This window comes from Zestomonas carbonaria (assembly GCF_904061905.1).
GTDB classification, from domain to species: Bacteria; Pseudomonadota; Gammaproteobacteria; order Pseudomonadales; family Pseudomonadaceae; genus Aquipseudomonas; species Aquipseudomonas carbonaria.
The window spans coordinates 147,611-165,066 of sequence record NZ_CAJFCI010000023.1 but is presented as its reverse complement, the minus strand read 5'-3'; the positions used below and the strand labels follow the sequence as shown (position 1 = coordinate 165,066).

15 protein-coding genes are annotated in these 17,456 nt (G+C 64.4%); 8 read left to right on the top strand and 7 right to left on the bottom strand.

All coding sequences use genetic code 11. The features are described 5' to 3' along the window. Nucleotides 1-167: 167 nt before the first annotated feature. The 5 genes from PSEWESI4_RS04445 (at nt 168) to PSEWESI4_RS04425 (ending at nt 4,750) form a co-directional block, all read left to right on the top strand. The gene (locus tag PSEWESI4_RS04445) at nt 168-1,763 is read left to right on the top strand and encodes a sensor histidine kinase (protein WP_235978873.1); all 1,596 of its coding nucleotides are present in this window, start codon (nt 168-170) and stop codon (nt 1,761-1,763) included. A gap of 49 nt (nt 1,764-1,812) precedes the next feature. Further along, a complete protein-coding gene (locus PSEWESI4_RS04440) occupies nt 1,813-2,466 on the top strand; it encodes a response regulator transcription factor (RefSeq protein WP_187669971.1) in 654 nt (217 codons plus the stop codon). A gap of 82 nt (nt 2,467-2,548) precedes the next feature. Next, nucleotides 2,549-2,941, top strand: coding sequence for a response regulator (locus PSEWESI4_RS04435; RefSeq protein WP_187669970.1), 393 nt, complete (start codon nt 2,549-2,551; stop codon nt 2,939-2,941). Between the two features lie 269 nt (nt 2,942-3,210). After that, the gene (locus PSEWESI4_RS04430; RefSeq protein ID WP_187669969.1) at nt 3,211-4,413 is read left to right on the top strand and encodes an NAD(P)/FAD-dependent oxidoreductase; all 1,203 of its coding nucleotides are present in this window, start codon (nt 3,211-3,213) and stop codon (nt 4,411-4,413) included. An 82-nt stretch (nt 4,414-4,495) separates the two neighbouring features. Then, a complete protein-coding gene (locus tag PSEWESI4_RS04425) occupies nt 4,496-4,750 on the top strand; it encodes a transmembrane sensor/regulator PpyR (protein ID WP_187669968.1) in 255 nt (84 codons plus the stop codon). Between the two features lie 113 nt (nt 4,751-4,863). Here PSEWESI4_RS04425 and PSEWESI4_RS04420 read toward each other — a convergent pair whose 3' ends face one another. Next, nucleotides 4,864-5,787 carry a LysR family transcriptional regulator gene (locus PSEWESI4_RS04420; RefSeq protein WP_187669967.1) on the bottom strand — a complete coding sequence of 308 codons (924 nt, stop codon included), beginning with the start codon at nt 5,785-5,787 and terminating at the stop codon, nt 4,864-4,866. 139 nt (nt 5,788-5,926) lie between these two features. Here PSEWESI4_RS04420 and PSEWESI4_RS04415 point away from each other — a divergent pair, with 139 nt between their 5' ends. Continuing rightward, entirely contained in the window at nt 5,927-6,334 is a 408-nt protein-coding gene (locus PSEWESI4_RS04415; RefSeq protein WP_187669966.1) for a RidA family protein, read from the top strand. A gap of 68 nt (nt 6,335-6,402) precedes the next feature. On the opposite strand, the gene norR is transcribed toward PSEWESI4_RS04415, so the two are convergent. Beyond that, the gene (gene norR / locus PSEWESI4_RS04410) at nt 6,403-7,956 is read right to left on the bottom strand and encodes a nitric oxide reductase transcriptional regulator NorR (protein WP_187669965.1); all 1,554 of its coding nucleotides are present in this window, start codon (nt 7,954-7,956) and stop codon (nt 6,403-6,405) included. Nucleotides 7,957-8,131: 175 nt separating this feature from the next. Between norR and hmpA the strand changes: the two genes are divergently transcribed. Continuing rightward, a complete protein-coding gene (hmpA, locus tag PSEWESI4_RS04405) occupies nt 8,132-9,313 on the top strand; it encodes an NO-inducible flavohemoprotein (RefSeq protein WP_187669964.1) in 1,182 nt (393 codons plus the stop codon). A gap of 352 nt (nt 9,314-9,665) precedes the next feature. After that, nucleotides 9,666-10,325: an endonuclease I family protein gene (locus tag PSEWESI4_RS04400; protein WP_187669963.1), complete on the top strand. Its 660-nt coding sequence runs from the start codon at nt 9,666-9,668 to the stop codon at nt 10,323-10,325. A gap of 106 nt (nt 10,326-10,431) precedes the next feature. On the opposite strand, the gene PSEWESI4_RS04395 is transcribed toward PSEWESI4_RS04400, so the two are convergent. The 5 genes from PSEWESI4_RS04395 to bioD form a co-directional block, all read right to left on the bottom strand. Further along, on the bottom strand, nt 10,432-12,210 hold the full coding sequence (locus tag PSEWESI4_RS04395; RefSeq protein WP_187669962.1) for an acyl-CoA dehydrogenase C-terminal domain-containing protein: 1,779 nt from the start codon (nt 12,208-12,210) through the stop codon (nt 10,432-10,434). Between the two features lie 187 nt (nt 12,211-12,397). Next, a complete protein-coding gene (locus tag PSEWESI4_RS04390) occupies nt 12,398-14,191 on the bottom strand; it encodes an acyl-CoA dehydrogenase C-terminal domain-containing protein (protein WP_187669961.1) in 1,794 nt (597 codons plus the stop codon). A gap of 217 nt (nt 14,192-14,408) precedes the next feature. Further along, nucleotides 14,409-16,214 (bottom strand): phenylacyl-CoA dehydrogenase, encoded by a 1,806-nt coding sequence (locus PSEWESI4_RS04385; protein WP_187669960.1) that lies wholly within the window; start codon nt 16,212-16,214, stop codon nt 14,409-14,411. 198 nt (nt 16,215-16,412) lie between these two features. Then, nucleotides 16,413-16,742 carry a hypothetical protein gene (locus tag PSEWESI4_RS04380; protein ID WP_235978872.1) on the bottom strand — a complete coding sequence of 110 codons (330 nt, stop codon included), beginning with the start codon at nt 16,740-16,742 and terminating at the stop codon, nt 16,413-16,415. Nucleotides 16,743-16,756: 14 nt separating this feature from the next. Then, nucleotides 16,757-17,434 carry a dethiobiotin synthase gene (bioD, locus tag PSEWESI4_RS04375; RefSeq protein ID WP_187669959.1) on the bottom strand — a complete coding sequence of 226 codons (678 nt, stop codon included), beginning with the start codon at nt 17,432-17,434 and terminating at the stop codon, nt 16,757-16,759. Between the last annotated feature and the right edge of the window lie 22 nt (nt 17,435-17,456).

Here is a 17,456-nt window from a genome sequence, read left to right as displayed (position 1 = left end):
CCCCTGGATAGCCCCCTCCAGCGCAACCCTTCCATTTCCCCCGGAACTATCGCAGCCACTTCTCGCTGGACGACCGCCCCGCCATACCCAGGTATACCCCGCCGGTGGAGCGATGGCAGAAAGTCAGGGTTTTATGACCTATCTGGTTGGCGTCCTCAGCTCTTAGGATGAAGTCCACTGATGTTCCACCAACATTTACCTACAAGGAACGCAGGACCGACATGAAAAGCAGCAGGACTGCCAGTGCGCCAATACGGCATCCCTTCTTCAAGGGTGTCTCCAGCAGGCTGCGGCCCCTTCCTGGCCAGGCGTTCTCCCGCCCGCTGATCGGCATCAGTCCGAAACCGCTGGAGAATGCCCTCGGCTGGATAGTGGGCCTGATCGTCGCGTGCGGGATCATCATCATCAACTCCGAGACCCACAACGATCTGGCGCCGACGATCCTGTACATCACCCTGTTGCTGATGGCGGCCAACCTGTTCTCGATCAACGTGGTGATCCTGGTCGCGCTGATGTGCATGCTGCTGCTCACGGCGACCTTTCTCCTCAACGGCGGCTACCACAGTTGGGAATCGGCCACGGGGTTCTTTCGCTGCCTGACCGCCTTGTCCGCCATCACCTTCCTCGCCATGCGCAGCAAATATGACGCCGACAGCCTGCGCCACAACGAGGTGTACCTGATCGGCGCGCAACGCCTGAGCCAGACGGGCAGTATCGGATTTCGCGCCGGACGCGAGGAGATATCCTGGTCGGACGAGTCGGCGCGGATCTTCGAGTACCCGCTATCGGTACGGCCGACCGTCGCGATGATCCTGGAGCGAACCCATCCTGACGACCGCCCCCTGCTGCAGACGGTATTCGACAAGGCGGCGCGCCATGAAAGCCTGATCGAAATCAAGCACCGCCTGCTGATGCCGGATGGACGTATCAAGCACGTCCACATGATCGCCAGCCCACTGTCCACCCAACCGGGGCGCTTCGAATACCTGGGTGCGCTGATGGACGTCACCGCCGGCAAGCAGGCCGAGGAGGCGCTCTTTCGCACCCAGACGCAACTGGCCCATGTCACGCGCGTCACGTCCCTGGGCGAGCTGGCCGCCTCCATCGCCCATGAAGTCAACCAGCCTCTGACGGCGGTCACCAGCAGCGGCGAAGCCTGCCGGAAATGGCTCGACCGCCCCGTCCCCGATCTCGATGAGGCGCGCAAGTCCCTGGACAGGATCATCGCCAGCGCAGGTCGCGCCAGTGAGATCATCGCGCGGGTACGGGCGCTTGCGCGCAAATGCGACCCGCTGCGCCAGACCGAGTCCCTGGATGACATCGTCAATGAGACGCTCAACCTGGTTCAGCACGAACTGGTGCGCCACAAGATCACGCAGAAGATCGAACTGACGGCCTTCAGCGGCCAGATCAATGCCGACCGCGTGCAACTGCAGCAGGTCATCATCAACCTGATCATCAATGCCTGCCAGGCGATGAGCGCGATCGAGGCACCCGGCCGAACCCTGCGCATCCGCACCTGGGTACAGAACGGCGAGGCGGTTCTGGAAGTCGCCGATCAGGGACCGGGGATTCCCGCCGACGTATTGCCCTCGTTGTTCAATCCGTTCTTCACCACCAAGGAGAATGGCCTTGGCATGGGACTGTCCATCTGCCGCTCCATCATTGATTTCCATGGCGGCAGGATCTGGGCCGAGAGCACTCCAGGCCAAGGCGCATCGCTCCTGATCGCCCTCCCGGTGACCAGCAGTGAGCCGGCCTAGCGGAGACCGGCCCACTGCTCGCGAACGCCATCGTCCAGAGAACTTCCCCATGAACGAACAATTCACTTCGAACAGAAACGGCAACGTCGATCCCTTCGTATACGTCGTGGACGACGACACCATGCTGCGGGAATCCCTGGGCAGCCTCTTGCGCTCCATCGGCCTCAAGGTCGGGCTGTTCGGCTCCGCCGCCGACTTCATGGCCTTCAACCGTCCTGACGTACCGAGCTGCATGGTCCTCGACGTGCGGCTGCAGGGCACCAGCGGACTGGACTTCCAGACCTATCTGGCCACGGCCAATATCAGCCTGCCGATCGTGTTCATGACCGGCCACGGCGACATCGCCATGACGGTGCGCGCCATGAAGGCCGGCGCCGTCGACTTCCTCACCAAGCCCTTCAGGGAACAGGACCTGATCGATGCCGTCTCCCTCGCGCTTTCCCGCGACAAGCTGCGGCGTGAGTCCGAGCGCGGCCTCGAAGAATTGCGCAGCCGTTATGCGAACCTGACCGCCCGGGAACAGACGGTGATGGCATTGGCCGTTTCAGGCCTGATGAACAAACAGATCGCTGGAGAAATCGGACTGAGCGAGATCACCGTGAAGATCCACCGCGGTCACGCCATGCGCAAGATGAACGCACGCTCTTTCGCCGATCTGGTGCGAATGGCGGAAGCACTTGGCATCAATCGCCCGGCCCAGTGAAACTATACGCAGGTATACTTCTCCACGTTATAAGACAGCGTATCTTGCAAAGACGATAGGCGCCGTACGAGCGACCCCACACATGATGCAAGATACTTACAGACGCACTACATCTGTTATTTCAGTTGTCGACGACGATGAATCCGTTCGCATAGCGCTGGAAAGCCTGTTGAGGTCGAACGGATACCTGGTCCGCACATATGCCGATGCCCTGGCGTTCCTCCACTCCAGCGGGCCAGGTGAAACGCACTGCCTGGTCTCCGATATACAGATGCCGGGCATGTGTGGCGTGCAAATGCATGAAGAACTCATGGCAATGGGGTTTCACATTCCCATCATATTCATCACCGGCTATCCAGGCGCGCTACCGCGAATCAACGCCGGCACCCATGAGCTGATCGCACTCCTCCCCAAGCCCTTTCAAGCCGACGAACTGATGAACTGCATCGAAATCGCTCTCGATCGACACATCTGACACGTCACTTTCCCAGGCATGCGACTCACTTCGAACGCTGTTTCCAAGCCTCTCGCAATACCTTCGTATATATCCTTCGAACCTATATATATCCAGCCGAAACCTTTGCAGGAATGTCTCCGGAAATACCTGCGAATAACATGAACTCACGGCGGGCAAACCAATGCCCTGGACGTCTCCGCAAAGAACCCGCGGAACTCTGGATATTGTCGAACCCGGCTTGAAGTTGAAACTTCCAGGTTATTCACCCTTATTTCCAGGAGCACTCCATGAAACAACATATTCTGATCGTTGGTGCGGGATTCGGTGGAGTATGGAGCGCGTTGAGCGCCGCTCGACTGTTGGACAAGCATGATCGTAACGATGTGGGGATCAGCGTACTCGCTCCCCAGGCGGAACTACGGATTCGCCCGCGCTTCTACGAGGCCGACGTCCACAAGATGTTCGCGCCGCTGGGTGAGCTGTTCGACGCCGTGGGTGTGCGCTTCATCGAGGGTACGGCCACCAGCATCGACGAGCGGGCAAAGACCGTTGGCTACAGCGACGCGTCCGGCAAGCAGGAAACGCTGGGCTACGATCGCCTGGTACTGGCGGCGGGCAGCCAGGTCATTCGCCCGAAGGTGGAAGGCATGAGCCAGTACGCCTTCGATGTGGACCAGATCGAATCGGCGGTCCGCCTGGAGAACCACCTCAAGTCCCTCAAGGACCAGCCCTATAGCGTCGCCCGCAACACCGTCGTGGTCGCCGGCGGCGGCTTCACCGGCATCGAAACCGCGACCGAAATGCCGGCGCGCCTGCGGTCCGTACTGGGCAACGACAGCGATATCCGCGTGATCGTGGTGGATCGGGCGCCGCAGATCGCGGCATCCCTGGGCGACGGCATCCGTCCCCCTGTCGTCGAGGCCTCCGGGCACCTGGGCATCGAATGGGTGCTGAACGCGACCGTGACCTCGGTCGATGCCGACGGCGTGACCCTCGCTGACGGAACACGCATCGAGGCCAAGACCGTGATCTGGACCGTCGGCTTCCGCGCCAGCCCGCTGACCGAGCAACTGACCAGTGTGCGTGACGCCCAGGGGCGGCTGCATGTCGACCAGAACCTGAAGGTGTTCGGCCAGGAAAACATCTTTGCCGCCGGTGACGTGGCCTATGCCGCCACCGACGATCTCGGCAACTTCTCGGCGATGTCCTGCCAGCATGCCATCGCCCTGGGCCGTCATGCCGGGAACAATGTCGCCGCGGACCTGCTGGGCGTCGCCCCGATGCCCTACAGCCAGCCCAAGTACGTGACCTGCCTCGACCTTGGCGCCTGGGGCGCGGTGTTCACCGAAGGCTGGGATCGCCAGCTCAAGCTGGTCAAGCAGGAAGCCAAGGAGCTCAAGACCCAGATCAATACGATCTGGATCTACCCCCCGGCCGCCGATCGTGCCTCTGCCCTGGCCGCGGCCGACCCGATGATTCCGGTGGCGTGAGACCCGGGAGGCCGGGACCGAAACCGCCATGAGGACCTGGCCAGCATCCGTCCGAACGACACGGCAACGCGGGGAAAATGGAATGTTCGCTTTTTTCGAGAACCCATACCGGGTATTGAAACTGTCCACCCTTCTTCTGACTGTCGGGCTGGCAATGTTCGTGATCGGAGTCCTGCTGGCCTACGGCCTTGAAACCGATCTGTCGATGCCAGTCCTCTTGGGAGCCCACCTCATGAGCATTCTGGGCCCAACCTCGATCAAGATCGGCTACGTCCTGCGTTTGCAGGCGCTCAACCGTCTCAGGCCCCAGACAACACCCTGGTTATCCGGAGCTTGAGAATGTCCGGAGCGGCTGTTTTCACACAGCCCGGGTCGAAAGCGGACGCCTCCTGACCGATACCGATTCCTGCGGCAATGGATCGTGTCGTCGCCCCCTCGCCTGGTCACGCATCAGCGTGAGGGAGTGGCGATGGGCGCGTGCCGCGCCATCAACTCCACCACCCAATCGATGAAAACGCGCAACTTGGCGCTGACATGCCGGTTTGGCGGGTAGGCCAGATAAAGCGGCATGGAATCGAGCTGCCAGTCCTCGAACAGGGGCACCAGTTCACCGCTTTCCAGGTATGCCCGGGACATGTAGTCGGGCAGCCACAGCACGCCCAGCCCAGCCAGGCCGGCCGCCAGGTAGGCATTGCCGTCGTCGACCGCCAGCGTGTAGCGGCCATGGACCTTGACGATATCGCCACCCCGGCGCATCGCGTATGGAAGCGCCCTTCCGGTGCGCGCCCAGAGGAAGCCCACGATGCGGTGATGCGTGTCTTCCAGCTCGCGCGGGTGCGCAGGCGAGCCGGCGCGCTCGAGATAGCCCGGCGCCGCGTAGACTCCAAGTCGCAGGTCGCCGACATGCCGGGCAATCAACGACTGATCGGTGATTTCACCGCCGCGCACCACGCAATCCACGTGTTCATCGATCAGGTCGACGATGCGGTCGCTCACCCCCATGTCAATCTGGATGTCGGGGTATCGGGCGTGAAACGTTGCCAGGGCCGGCACCAGGATCATTCGCGCCAGCGGGCTGGGCACGTCCACGCGGAGCCGGCCCCTGGGCAATGCCGAAGCACCGGACAGGCTGGTTTCGGCGTCGTCCATGTCGGCCAGCAGCCGTATCACACGCTCGTAGTAGGCGGCACCGTCGGCTGTCACGTTGACCTTGCGGGTAGTCCTGTTGAGCAGCCTGACGCGCAAGCGCGCCTCCAACTGCTGCACCAGTTGCGTGACGCTGGTCTTGCTCATGTGCAGCGTCTCGGCCGCCTTGGTGAAGCTGCCGGTTTCCACCACACGGGCAAACGCCTGCATCGCATCGAAACGGTCCATCATGGCTCCAGATCGCCTGGGTATTGTTTGGATTCTACAAACAGTGCTGACCAGGATTGCTCGTTTATCGACGAAGCGGGCCGCCTTAACGTTCCTCCATCGTCAACAACGGGGCCCCGCCCCTCGATGGAGATAACCGATGACAACACGTGATGTCGTTTTCCCAGCCGGCCGCCAGGAGCTCTACGAGCGCAATCGCTATTCTCCGGCGATCCGCTCCAATGGCTTCCTGTTCGTTTCGGGGCAGGTCGGCAGCCGCGAGGATGGCTCGCCCGAGCCCGACCTGGAGAAGCAGGTTCACCGCGCGTTCGACAACCTGAATGCGATCCTGGCCCCAGCGGGCTGCACCTTCGACGATGTGGTCGATGTCACCGTCTTCATCGTCGACCCGGAAGAGAAGTTCGAAAGGATCTGGAATGGGGTGGTGCCCGAGCATTGGGGCAATGCGCCGTATCCGACAGTGACTGCCGTCGGCGTGACCTGGCTCTACGGCTTCGAGTTCGAGATCAAGGTGATCGCCAAGCTGCCGGAAGCCAGCGGCAATTGAGGCTCCACGCAAGACGCTTCGCCCCGCCGCCGGATCGATGGCCGTGAAGAGCCCTCGGCTTTCCGGTGCTATTTCAGTCCCAGGCGCCGGGCCAGGCGACTCAGGTTGGCGCGATCGAGGCCCAGTTCCTGGGCGGCGGCGGACCATTTGTGCTGGTGGCGGATCAGGGTCTCGGCGATCAGTTGGCGCTGGTAGCGATCCACCGCCTCGCGCAGGGTCAAACCCATGGCGTCGCCGGACGCGACGGGGACCTGGCTGTCGGTGGCCGGCACTTCGGCGCCAGGCAGGTCGAGCACGTCCGGCTCGATGGTCAGGATGCGCGGGCGCTCGGGGTGTTGCGACAAGGCCTTGAGGGCCGCGCGGCCGATCAGGTGTTCCAGTTCGCGCACGTTGCCGGGCCAGTCGTAGGCGAGCAGGGCCTTCTGCGCGGCGGCGCTGAGCCGCAGGCTGCGCAGGCCCATGCGGGCGCGGTTCTGTTCGAGGAAGTAGCCGGCCAGCAGGAGCACGTCGCGGCCTCGCTCGCGCAAGGGCGGCACGCGTAGCGGATAGACGCTGAGCCGGTGGTAGAGATCGGCACGGAAGCGCCCGGCGCGCACTTCGGCGGCCAGGTCGCGGTTGGTCGCCGCCAGCACGCGCACGTCGACGCGGTGATCGCGGTCGGAGCCGACCCGCTGCAACTGGCCGCTCTGCAACACGCGCAGCAGCTTGGCCTGCACCGCCAGCGGCAGTTCGCCGACCTCATCGAGGAACAGGGTGCCACCGTCAGCCAGTTCGAACTTGCCGCTGCGCTCGCTCACCGCACCGGAAAACGCACCGCGCACATGGCCGAACAGCTCGCTTTCCACCAGGGAGTCCGGCAGGGCCGCGCAGTTGAGGCTGATCAGCGGCCGCCGGGCACGCGGCGAGGCGGCGTGGATGGCCTCGGCCACCAGCTCCTTGCCGACGCCGGTCTCGCCGCTGATCAGCACGGTCAGTTCGCTGTCGCCGACCAGGGCGACTTCCTCGATCAGGGTCCGGTGCGCCGCGCTCTGGCCGATCAGTTCGCGCGGACGCTGCTGGCCGGCAGCCTGCTTGTAGACCTCGGCCAGGTGGCGCTCATCCTCGACCCGGCGGGTCAGCAGGTTGATCCGCTCGCCGGCCATCACCGTGGCGGCGGCTAGGCTGGCGAAGGCCCCCAGGGTATCCAGGTCGATGCTGCCGAAGCGGTCCGGCTCCAGGGCGTCGAGGGTCAGCAGGCCCCACAGTTGATCCTGCAGATAGAGCGGGCAGCCGAGGCAGTCGTGTACTTCGAGATGGCCCTGGTGGCCTTCGACCAGGCCGTCGTATGGGTCCGGCAGGCCGCTGTCGGCCGGGAAGCGGGTCGGCTCGCGGCTCGCCAGCAAGGCTTGCAGGCGCGGGTGCTCGCTGACCTTGAAGCGCCGCCCGAGGGTATCGGCGCTGAGGCCGATCACCGACAGCGGCACCAGGTAGTCGTCGTCCAGGCGCAGCAGCGCCACCGCCTCGCACGGCAGCAATTGCTGCAAGGCCAGCAGCAGGCGGCGGTAGCGCTCCTGCTCGGGCAGATCACGGGCCAGGTCGGCGACCAGGGGAATGAAGGTGGAAAGCTGCAAGTTCGCTGTCATATCGACCACAAGTAGTCCTACGGACCATCGATAGCCCGCTGTCATAAAGACAACAAAACAAATAACCGTCTGATTAATAACGGGAATTTACCTGGCACGAATACTGATATATCCAGCCACGCTGCAACGCTAGCACGTCGCGGCCCTTTTCCGAACCCGTCGCCATGGAGTCCCTATGCTGTCCGCCGAACATCTCAGCCTGATCAAAGCCACCGTGCCGCTGCTGGAAAGCGGCGGCGAGGCCCTGACCCGCCACTTCTACCAGTTGATGTTCAGCGAATATCCCGAGGTGCGTGCGCTGTTCAACCAGGCCCACCAGGGCAGCGGCAACCAGCAGCGCGCGCTGGCCAACGCGGTGCTGATGTATGCCCGCCACATCGAGCGCCTCGAAGCGCTGGGTCCGCTGGTCGGGCAGATCGTCCACAAGCACGTGTCGCTGCAGATCCTGCCCGAGCACTACCCCATCGTCGGCACCTGCCTGCTGCGGGCGATCCGCGAGGTACTCGGCGAGGAACTGGCCACCGACGCGGTGATCGACGCCTGGGCCGCGGCCTATGGCCAACTGGCCGATATCCTGATCGGCGCCGAGGAGTCCGTGTACGCCGCCAATGCCTCCGCGCCCGGCGGCTGGCGCGGTGCCCGTGACTTCAGGGTGACGCGCAAGGAGGTCGAGAGCGAGGAGATCGTCTCCCTGTACCTGGAGCCGAAGGACGGCGGCGAGCTGGTGGCGTTCCAGCCCGGCCAGTACATCGGCCTGCGGGTGAACTTCCCGGACGGCGAGGAGCGCCGCAACTATTCGCTGTCGGCGCGCGGCGACGGCAGCCACTACCGGATCAGCGTCAAGCGCGAGGCCGGCGGGCGGGTATCCAACTATCTGCACGATCAGGTACAGGTCGGCGATGTCGTCGAACTGTTCCCGCCGGCCGGCGATTTCGTCCTGCGCGACAGCGAAAGACCGCTGGCGCTGATCACCGCCGGCGTCGGCATCACCCCGGCGCTGGCCATGCTCGAACAGGCACGCGACAGCGGACGGCCGATCCACTTCATCCACTGCGCGCGGCATGCCGGCGTGCACGCCTTCCGCGACTGGGTCGAGGAGCAGAGCACGGGCAACCCGCAGGTACGCCACTACTTCTGCTACAGCGAACCGCGCCCTGGCGACCAGGCCCACGCCGAAGGCTTCATCAGCGCCGAACTGCTCGACCGCTGGCTGCCGGAGGAACGCGACCTGGACGCCTACTTCCTCGGTCCCAAGCCGTTCATGGCCCAGGTCAAGCGCCACCTGCGCGAACTCGGCGTGCCGCAGGAGCAGTGCCACTACGAGTTCTTCGGCCCCGCGCAGGCACTGGAAGGCTGAGAGCGAAACCGCCGGAAGCCCGAGCGGCTTCCGGCGGCGGAAAAAAGAAAACCCCGCCAAGGCGGGGCTTTGCAGACTGAATCCTGATATCCGTATCCGACGTCCTTGATCCACCCGCCATCCTGGCGGTTTCCCAAAGGTCCTTGTTGGTACTGGGCGCTTCCTGCGCGGGATCCATGGGCAGCAGATTATCCGCGCGGCGCGGTTCGCAACAGCAGCGATCTCCACCAGCCCGTGTAAGCTTTGGATTACACGGGATTCTCGACCACAGGTCAGGTTCCATTGCCCGCAGGCCTCTTGCTAGACTCCAGGCTGTCAAACAATCCAACAATAAACGCGACAAGGTGGTCCAATGCGCGGAATGGTGATTGCCCTGGCATTTCTGGCAGTTCCTGCACTACCCGCCCTGGCCAGCAGCGGCCAGGACCAACTCTCCGACGCCAAGACAGCCGTCGAACAGGTGTTCTGGCCGAAGCTCTATGGCAATGGCGGCAAGACGCTGTATTGCGACAAGCCTTTCAGCGGCACCAGCAGCGAGTTCGCCGCCAGTGCGGTGTACACCGGCCGGCAGATCAAGTCGGCGCTACGCTGCATGACGGAAAACCAGTGCAAGGTGGTCAACCCGAAGTACGACTACATGCTGGCCGACCTGCACAACCTCTATCCCGAACTGACCCGCGTCGAACTGGCCCGCCGCAATGCCCAGTTCGGCGCCGTGGGCCCCGAGGTGCCGAGCAAGTTCGACGACATCGGCTGCGACCTCAAGGCCACCTTCCAGCTCATCGAGCCGCGCGATGAGGCCAAGGGCAACGTGGCCCGGGCGATCTTCTACATGCATGACGCCTACGGGCTGCCCATCGTCGGCCAGTTGCAGATGTACCAGCGCTGGAACGAACTGGACCCGCCGGACGACGAGGAAAAGGCCCGCAACGACCGCATCGAGATGCTGCAGGGCAACCGCAACCCCTATATCGACGACCCGTCGCTGGCCAAGCAGTTGCGGCAGGATTGAGGAGGCAGCAAACCGGAAGCCGGATCGGTGGGCTGAAGCCCACCCTACGAGCCACGAGCCAACAAAAAGCCCCGCGATTGCGGGGCTTCTTGCGTTACGGCAATGCTCAGAACTGCTCGGCATCCAGCAGGTACAGGCTTTCGCTGCCGGCCTTCACCGACGCGGTCAGCGAGTGGATGCGCGGCAGCAGGCGGGCGAAGTAGAAGCGCGCGGTGCCCAGCTTGCTGGCGTAGAAGTCGTCCTCGCCTTCCTTGCCCAGTGCGGCGCGCGCCATTAGCGCCCACATGTAGGCATAGGCGGTGTAGCCGAACACTTGCAGGTACTCGACCGAGGCGGCGCCGATTTCGTTGGGGTTGCTCTTGGCGCTATCCAGCAGCCAGGCAGTCAGATCGTCAAGGTTGGCGACAGCGGCTTTCAGCGGTTCGACGAACTCGGCCAGCTCGGCGGACGCGCTGCCGGCGAACGCCTTGATCTCGTCGGAGAAGTGCTTGTAGAACGCGCCACCGCTGCCGACGATCTTGCGCCCGGCCAGGTCCAGCGCCTGGATGCCGTTGGTGCCTTCGTAGATCTGGGTGATGCGCACGTCGCGCACCAGTTGCTCCTGGCCCCATTCGCGGATGAAGCCATGGCCGCCGAACACCTGCTGGCCGTGCACGGTGGCCTCCAGGCCCAGGTCGGTGAGGAAGGCCTTGGCCACCGGGGTCAGCAGGGCGACCAGTTCCTCGGCGCGCTTGCGGACCTCGGGGGCTTCGCTGAACTTGGCAGTGTCGAGCTGCATGGCGACGTAGGTGGAGAAGGCGCGGCCGCCTTCGTTGAGCGCCTTCATGGTCAGCAGCATGCGGCGCACGTCGGGATGCACGATGATCGGGTCGGCGGCCTTGTCCTTCGCCACCGGACCGGTCGGCGCGCGGCTCTGGATGCGCTCGCGGGCGTATTCCACGGCGCTCTGGTAGGAGCGCTCGCCGGACGCCAGGCCCTGGATGCCGACACCCAGGCGCTCGTAGTTCATCATGGTGAACATCGCGGCGAGGCCCTTGTTCGGCGCGTCGACGATCCAGCCGGTGGCGCCGTCGAAGTTCATCACGCAGGTGGCCGAGGCCTTGATGCCCATCTTGTGCTCGATGGAGCCGCAGGACACGGCATTGCGCTCGCCCAGCGAGCCGTCCTCGTTGACCAGCACCTTCGGTACCAGGAACAGCGAGATGCCCTTGGAGCCGGCCGGCGCGTCGGGCAGCTTGGCCAGCACCAGGTGGATGATGTTCTCGGCCAGGTCGTGCTCGCCGCCGGTGATGAAGATCTTGGTGCCGGTGATCTTGAAGCTGCCGTCGGCCTGCGGCTCGGCCTTGGTGCGGATGATGCCGAGGTCGGTGCCGGCGTGTGGCTCGGTCAGGCACATCGAGCCGGTCCAGACGCCGGCGTACATGTTCGGCAGGTACTTCTGCTTCAGCTCTTCACTGGCGTGGGCGTTCAACGACAGGCAGGCGCCGGCGGTCAGCATCGGGTAGAGGCCGAACGACAGGTTGGCGGCGTTGACCATTTCCTCGACCTGCGCGGAAATCGCCTTGGGCATGCCCATGCCGCCGTAGTTCGGGTCGCCGCCCACGCCGACCCAGCCGCCCTCGGCGTAGGCCCGGTAGGCTTCCGGGAAACCGGCCGGGGTCTTCACGCCCTCGGCGCTCCAAGTGCAGCCCTCTTCGTCGCCGCTGCGGTTCAGCGGGGCGATGGTGCCGCCAATGATCTTGCCGGCTTCTTCGAGCACCGCGGAGGCGGTCTCGGCATCGACGACTTCCGCCAACGCCGGCAGCTCGGCCCACAGCTTGGCTACCTCGAAAACTTCATTGAGAACGAAGCGCATGTCGCGCAGGGGAGCTTTGTAGTCAGCCATGGTGCATTCCTCGAGCGATCCAACGGGGCCTGCCAGCCAGTATTACGCAGGTGCCGCGGAGTTTAACCGAACAACTTTTCTGAGACATAGAGTCATGTTGTGACCATTAATTCATTTAGCGGTCACGAATGGCGCGCACGAAAGAAACCCGCCGAAAGGCGGGCTTCTTCCTTGTTTCGACCGCTCGTCAGAGGGCGAACTGTTCGGCGCTCAGCTTCATCAGCCCTTCCGAGCCAGCCTTCGCCGCAGTCAGGTGGGCGACGGTGCGCGGCAGCAGCCGCTGGAAGTAGAAGTCGCAGGTGGCCAGCTTGGCCTGGTAGAACGCCGCCTCGTCGCTGCCGGCATCCAGCCTGGCCTGGGCGACCACCGCCATGCGCAGCCACAAGTAGGCCTGGGCCACGTAGCCGGAGTACATCAGGTAGTCCACCGAGGCCGCGCCGACTTCGTCGGGGTTCTTCATCGCCGCCATGCCGATCTGCTGGGTCAGCTCGCCCCACTGCTGGTTGAGGCGCACCAGTTCGGCGACGTGCCCCTTGAGCTGCGGATGCTCGGCCTGCGCCTGGCAGAACTTGTGGACGATCCTGGTGAAGCCGCGCAGCAGCTTGCCCTGGCTGCCGAGCACCTTGCGGCCGAGCAGGTCGAGGGCCTGGATGCCGTTGGTGCCTTCGTAGATCGGCGCGATGCGGCAATCACGCACCAGTTGCTCCATGCCCCACTCGCGGATGAAGCCGTGGCCGCCGAATATCTGCATGCCGAGGTTGGTCACTTCCAGGCCGGTGTCGGTCATGAACGCCTTGCAGATCGGGGTGAGGAAGGCCAGCAGGTCCTCCGCCTCGGCGGCCTGCTCGGCATCCTGGCCGTGGGAAAGGTCGAGCAGTTGCGCGGTGAAATAGGCCAGCGCGCGGTTGCCCTCGTTGAACGCCTTCATGGTCAGCAGCATGCGGCGCACGTCGGGGTGCACGATGATCGGGTCGGCCGGCTTCTCGGGCGCCTTCGGGCCGCTCAGCGAACGCATCTGCAGACGCTCGATGGCGTAGCGCACGGCGCCCTGGTAGCTGGTCTCGCCGAGGCTCAGGCCCTGCATGCCGGTGCCCAGGCGGGCATGGTTCATCATGGTGAACATGCAGTTCAGGCCCTTGTTGAGCTCGCCGATCAGGAAGCCCTTGGCGCCGTCGAAGTTCATCACGCAGGTGGCCGAGGCCTTGATGCCCATCTTGTGTTCGATGGAGCCGCAGACCACCGCGTTGCGCTCGCCTGCCTCGCCTTCGGCGTTGGGCAGGAACTTGGGCACGATGAACAGCGAGATGCCCTTGGTGCCCGCCGGCGCGTCCGGCAGCTTGGCCAGCACCAGGTGGACGATGTTCTCACTCATGTCGTGCTCGCCGGCGGAGATGAAGATCTTGGTGCCGGTGATCGCATAGCTGCCGTCGGCCTGGGGCACGGCGCGGGTCTTGATGATGCCGAGGTCGGTGCCGGCATGCGGCTCGGTCAGGCACATGGTGCCGGTCCAGCGGCCCTCGGTCAGGCGAGTCAGGTAGGTCTGCTTCTGCTCTTCGCTGCCGTGGGCATGGATCGCCGACATGGCGCCGTGGGTCAGCCCCGGGTACATGGCCCAGGAGGCATTACTGGCGGCGACCATCTCGCCCATCATCAGCCCCAGCGAGCTGGGCAGTCCCTGGCCGCCATAGGCCGGGTCGGCGGCCAGGCCGTTCCAGCCGCCCTCTACGTACTGGGCGAAGGCTTCCTTGAAGCCCTTGGGCGTGGTGACCACGCCGTCCTGCCACTGGCAGCCTTCCTCGTCACCATTGCGGTTCAGCGGCGCCAGCACCTGCTCGCAGAACTTCGCGCCTTCTTCGAGGATGGCGCCGACCATGTCCGGAGTCGCGTCGGTAGCGCCGATGGCCTGGTAGGTGGCGGCGAAATCGAAGACTTCGTCGGACAGAAAGCGCATGTCGCGCAGGGGAGCTTTGTAGTCAGGCATGGCGAATCTCCGACAGGCAGGGGCGCAGGGCGCGGATTGAAAAAGGCAGGCTACGGCTGGAGGAGTCGATACCACAATCAGGTTAAAGACCCTGAATGAGGGATTATCAAGACTCGCCCAGCGAGCCCCCCCGAATCCGCGCCTTCTACCGGACGCCCATGAACGAAAACGCCGCGCACCTTGCGGTGCGCGGCGTTCTCGACGACTCGCCGGAGACTCAGTAGCCCAGGGCGAAATCTTCCTCGGCCAGCTCCATCAGGTTGCTGGCGCCGGAGGCAATGGCTTCCACGTGGGTGCGGGTGCGCGGCAGGATGCGCGCGAAGTAGAAGCGCGCGGTCTGCAGCTTGGCCTTGTAGAAGGCTTCCTCGCTGGTACCGGCAGCCAGTTTCTCGGCGGCCAGGCGAGCCATGTCGGCCCAGAAGTAGGCCAGGCAGATGTAGCCGGAGTACATCAGGTAGTCCACCGAAGCGGCACCGACTTCCTCGCGGTCCTTCATCGCCGCCATGCCGATCTTCATGGTCAGCTCGCCCCATTCCTTGTTCAGCTTGGACAGTTGGGCAACGTACGGCTGGACAGCTTCGTTGCCTTCGTTGGCCTGGCAGAACTTGTGGACGATCTTGGTGAAGCCCTTCAGCGCCTCGCCCTGGGTCATCAGCACCTTGCGGCCCAGCAGGTCGAGGGCCTGCACGCCGGTGGTGCCTTCGTACAGGCAGGAGATGCGGCTGTCGCGGACGTTCTGCTCCATGCCGTGCTCGGCGATGAAGCCGTGGCCACCGAAGATCTGCACGCCGTGGTTGGCGGCTTCGAAACCGACTTCGGTCATGAACGCCTTGGCGATCGGGGTCAGGAAGGCCAGCATCGCGTCGGCGGCTTTCTTCTGCTCCTCATCCTGGCTGCGCTGGACGATGTCGACCTGCTTGGCGGCGAAGTACAGCATGGCGCGGTTGCCTTCGGCGAAAGCCTTCATGGTCAGCAGCATGCGACGCACGTCCGGGTGGACGATGATCGGGTCGGCCGGCTTCTCGGGAGCCTTCGGACCGGTCAGGGCGCGCATCTGCAGGCGCTCGCGGGCATAGGTGATGCCGCCCTGGAAGCCGATTTCGGCATGGGCCAGGCCTTGCAGCGCGGTACCCAGGCGAGCGGTGTTCATGAAGGTGAACATGCAGTTCAGGCCCTTGTTCGGCGGGCCGATCAGGAAGCCGGTGGCCGCGTCGAAGTTCATCACGCAGGTGGCGTTGCCGTGGATGCCCATCTTGTGTTCGAGGGAACCACAGGACACGGCGTTGCGCTCGCCGACGCCGCCTTCGGCGTTGGGCAGGAACTTCGGAACGATGAACAGGGAGATGCCCTTGGTGCCTTGCGGGGCGTCGGGCAGGCGGGCCAGCACGATGTGCACGATGTTGTCGGCCATGTCGTGCTCGCCAGCGGAGATGAAGATCTTGGTGCCGGTGATCTTGTAGCTGCCGTCTGCCTGCGGCTCGGCCTTGGTGCGCAGCATGCCCAGGTCGGTGCCACAGTGCGGCTCGGTCAGGCACATGGTGCCGGTCCACTCGCCGGAGACCAGCTTGGTCAGGTAGGTGTGCTGCTGCTCGGGGGTGCCGTGGGCGTGCAGGGTGTTCATGGCGCCGTGGGACAGGCCGGGGTACATGCCCCAGGACCAGTTGGCCTGGCCGACCATTTCGCTGATCGCCATGCCCAGGGATTCAGGCAGGCCCTGGCCGCCGTGCTCGACGTCATGGGCCAGGCTCGGCCAGCCGCCTTCGACGAACTGCTTGTAGGCTTCCTTGAAACCGGTCGGAGTCTTCACGCCTTCGGGACTCCAGGTGCAGCCTTCCAGGTCACCCACGCGGTTCAGCGGGGCAATCACTTGCTCGCAGAACTTGGCGCCTTCCTCGAGGATGGCATTGACCATGTCCGGGGTGGCGTCCTGGCAGCCAGGCAGGCTCTGATAGTGCGCTTCGTAGCCGAGCAGTTCATCGCGAACGAAGCGGATATCACGCAGGGGGGCCTTGTACTCAGGCATAACGGTAAACCTCTAAGTGGGGTTCCTGGATTTATTGACCGGTTCCCGTCCACCGGGCGACAGCGAACGCCCAGCAGTAAAACAGGTGTTTGAAACATACGTTTGCCCCTCGACCTTGTCAAGCTTCGACCGAAAAGGCGCGCGCAGTCACACGGCCACCACCGCGAAGCGGGCCGGGACATGAGAAACGAAAGGGAATCAGGCGTGGGTATCGATCAACGTGCCGAGCACTTCGTCCGCGGTCTTGACCAGTTTAGCCCCTGCCTGGGCCTCAAGCTTGCTGCGCTCCAGTTCGATCAACTGGCTGGCCAGGTCGGCCTCATTGGGGGCCACGGCAGCGACCTCGGCGCGCGACAGGCTGTTGGCGGCGATCTCGCTGGCGGCGCGGTCGACGCGCTGCTGCCCGCTGTGCAGGGATGCCAGACCGGAAGTGAAGGCGCTGATTTGCATGGCGATGATCTCGAAGGCCGTGAGGGCATTGAAACCGATTTGCCGGGTGATGGCCAGAATCAGAGTGCCATCACGCAACACCGTGTTTCTTTTTATAGCAGGGCGAGATCCAGATGTTCCGCCACCGCGGCCGGCGTCGCCTGGGCCAGGCGCGGCACACGTCCCAGGCAGGGCGCGGCGAGTCGTTCGGCCAGGGTGGCCAGGTTCTCGTCCAGCCGCGAGGTGGCCGGGTCGACGATATTCGCCACCCAACCGGCCAGGCGCAGGCCGTCGCGGGCGATGGCCTCGGCGCTGAGTACGGCGTGGTTGATGCAGCCGAGGCGCACGCCGATCACCAGGATCACCGGCAGGTCGAGCGCGATGGCCAGGTCGGACAGGCTCTCCGCGCCGGCCAGCGGAACCCGCCAGCCGCCGGCGCCCTCCACCAGGCTGAAGTCGGCGCTCCTGGCCAGTACGGCGCGCACCGGCGCTTCCAGCGCCGCGACACTCAGCTCGACGCCCGCCTCGCGCGCCGCCAGGTGCGGAGCGATCGGCAGCTCGAAGGCGATCGGGTTGACCTCTTCGTAGCGCAGCGGCAGCGAACATTCGCCAAGCAACGCCAGGGCATCGCCGTTGCGCAACCCGTCGGGCGTCATCTCGCAGCCCGAGGCCACCGGCTTGGCGGCGGCGGTGGACAACCCGGCACGCCGCGCGGCGTGCAGCAGGCCGGCGGCGATGGTGGTCTTGCCGATCTCGGTGTCGGTGCCGGTGACGAAATACGCCCGGGTCATCGCAAGGCTCCTCCGGTCATTC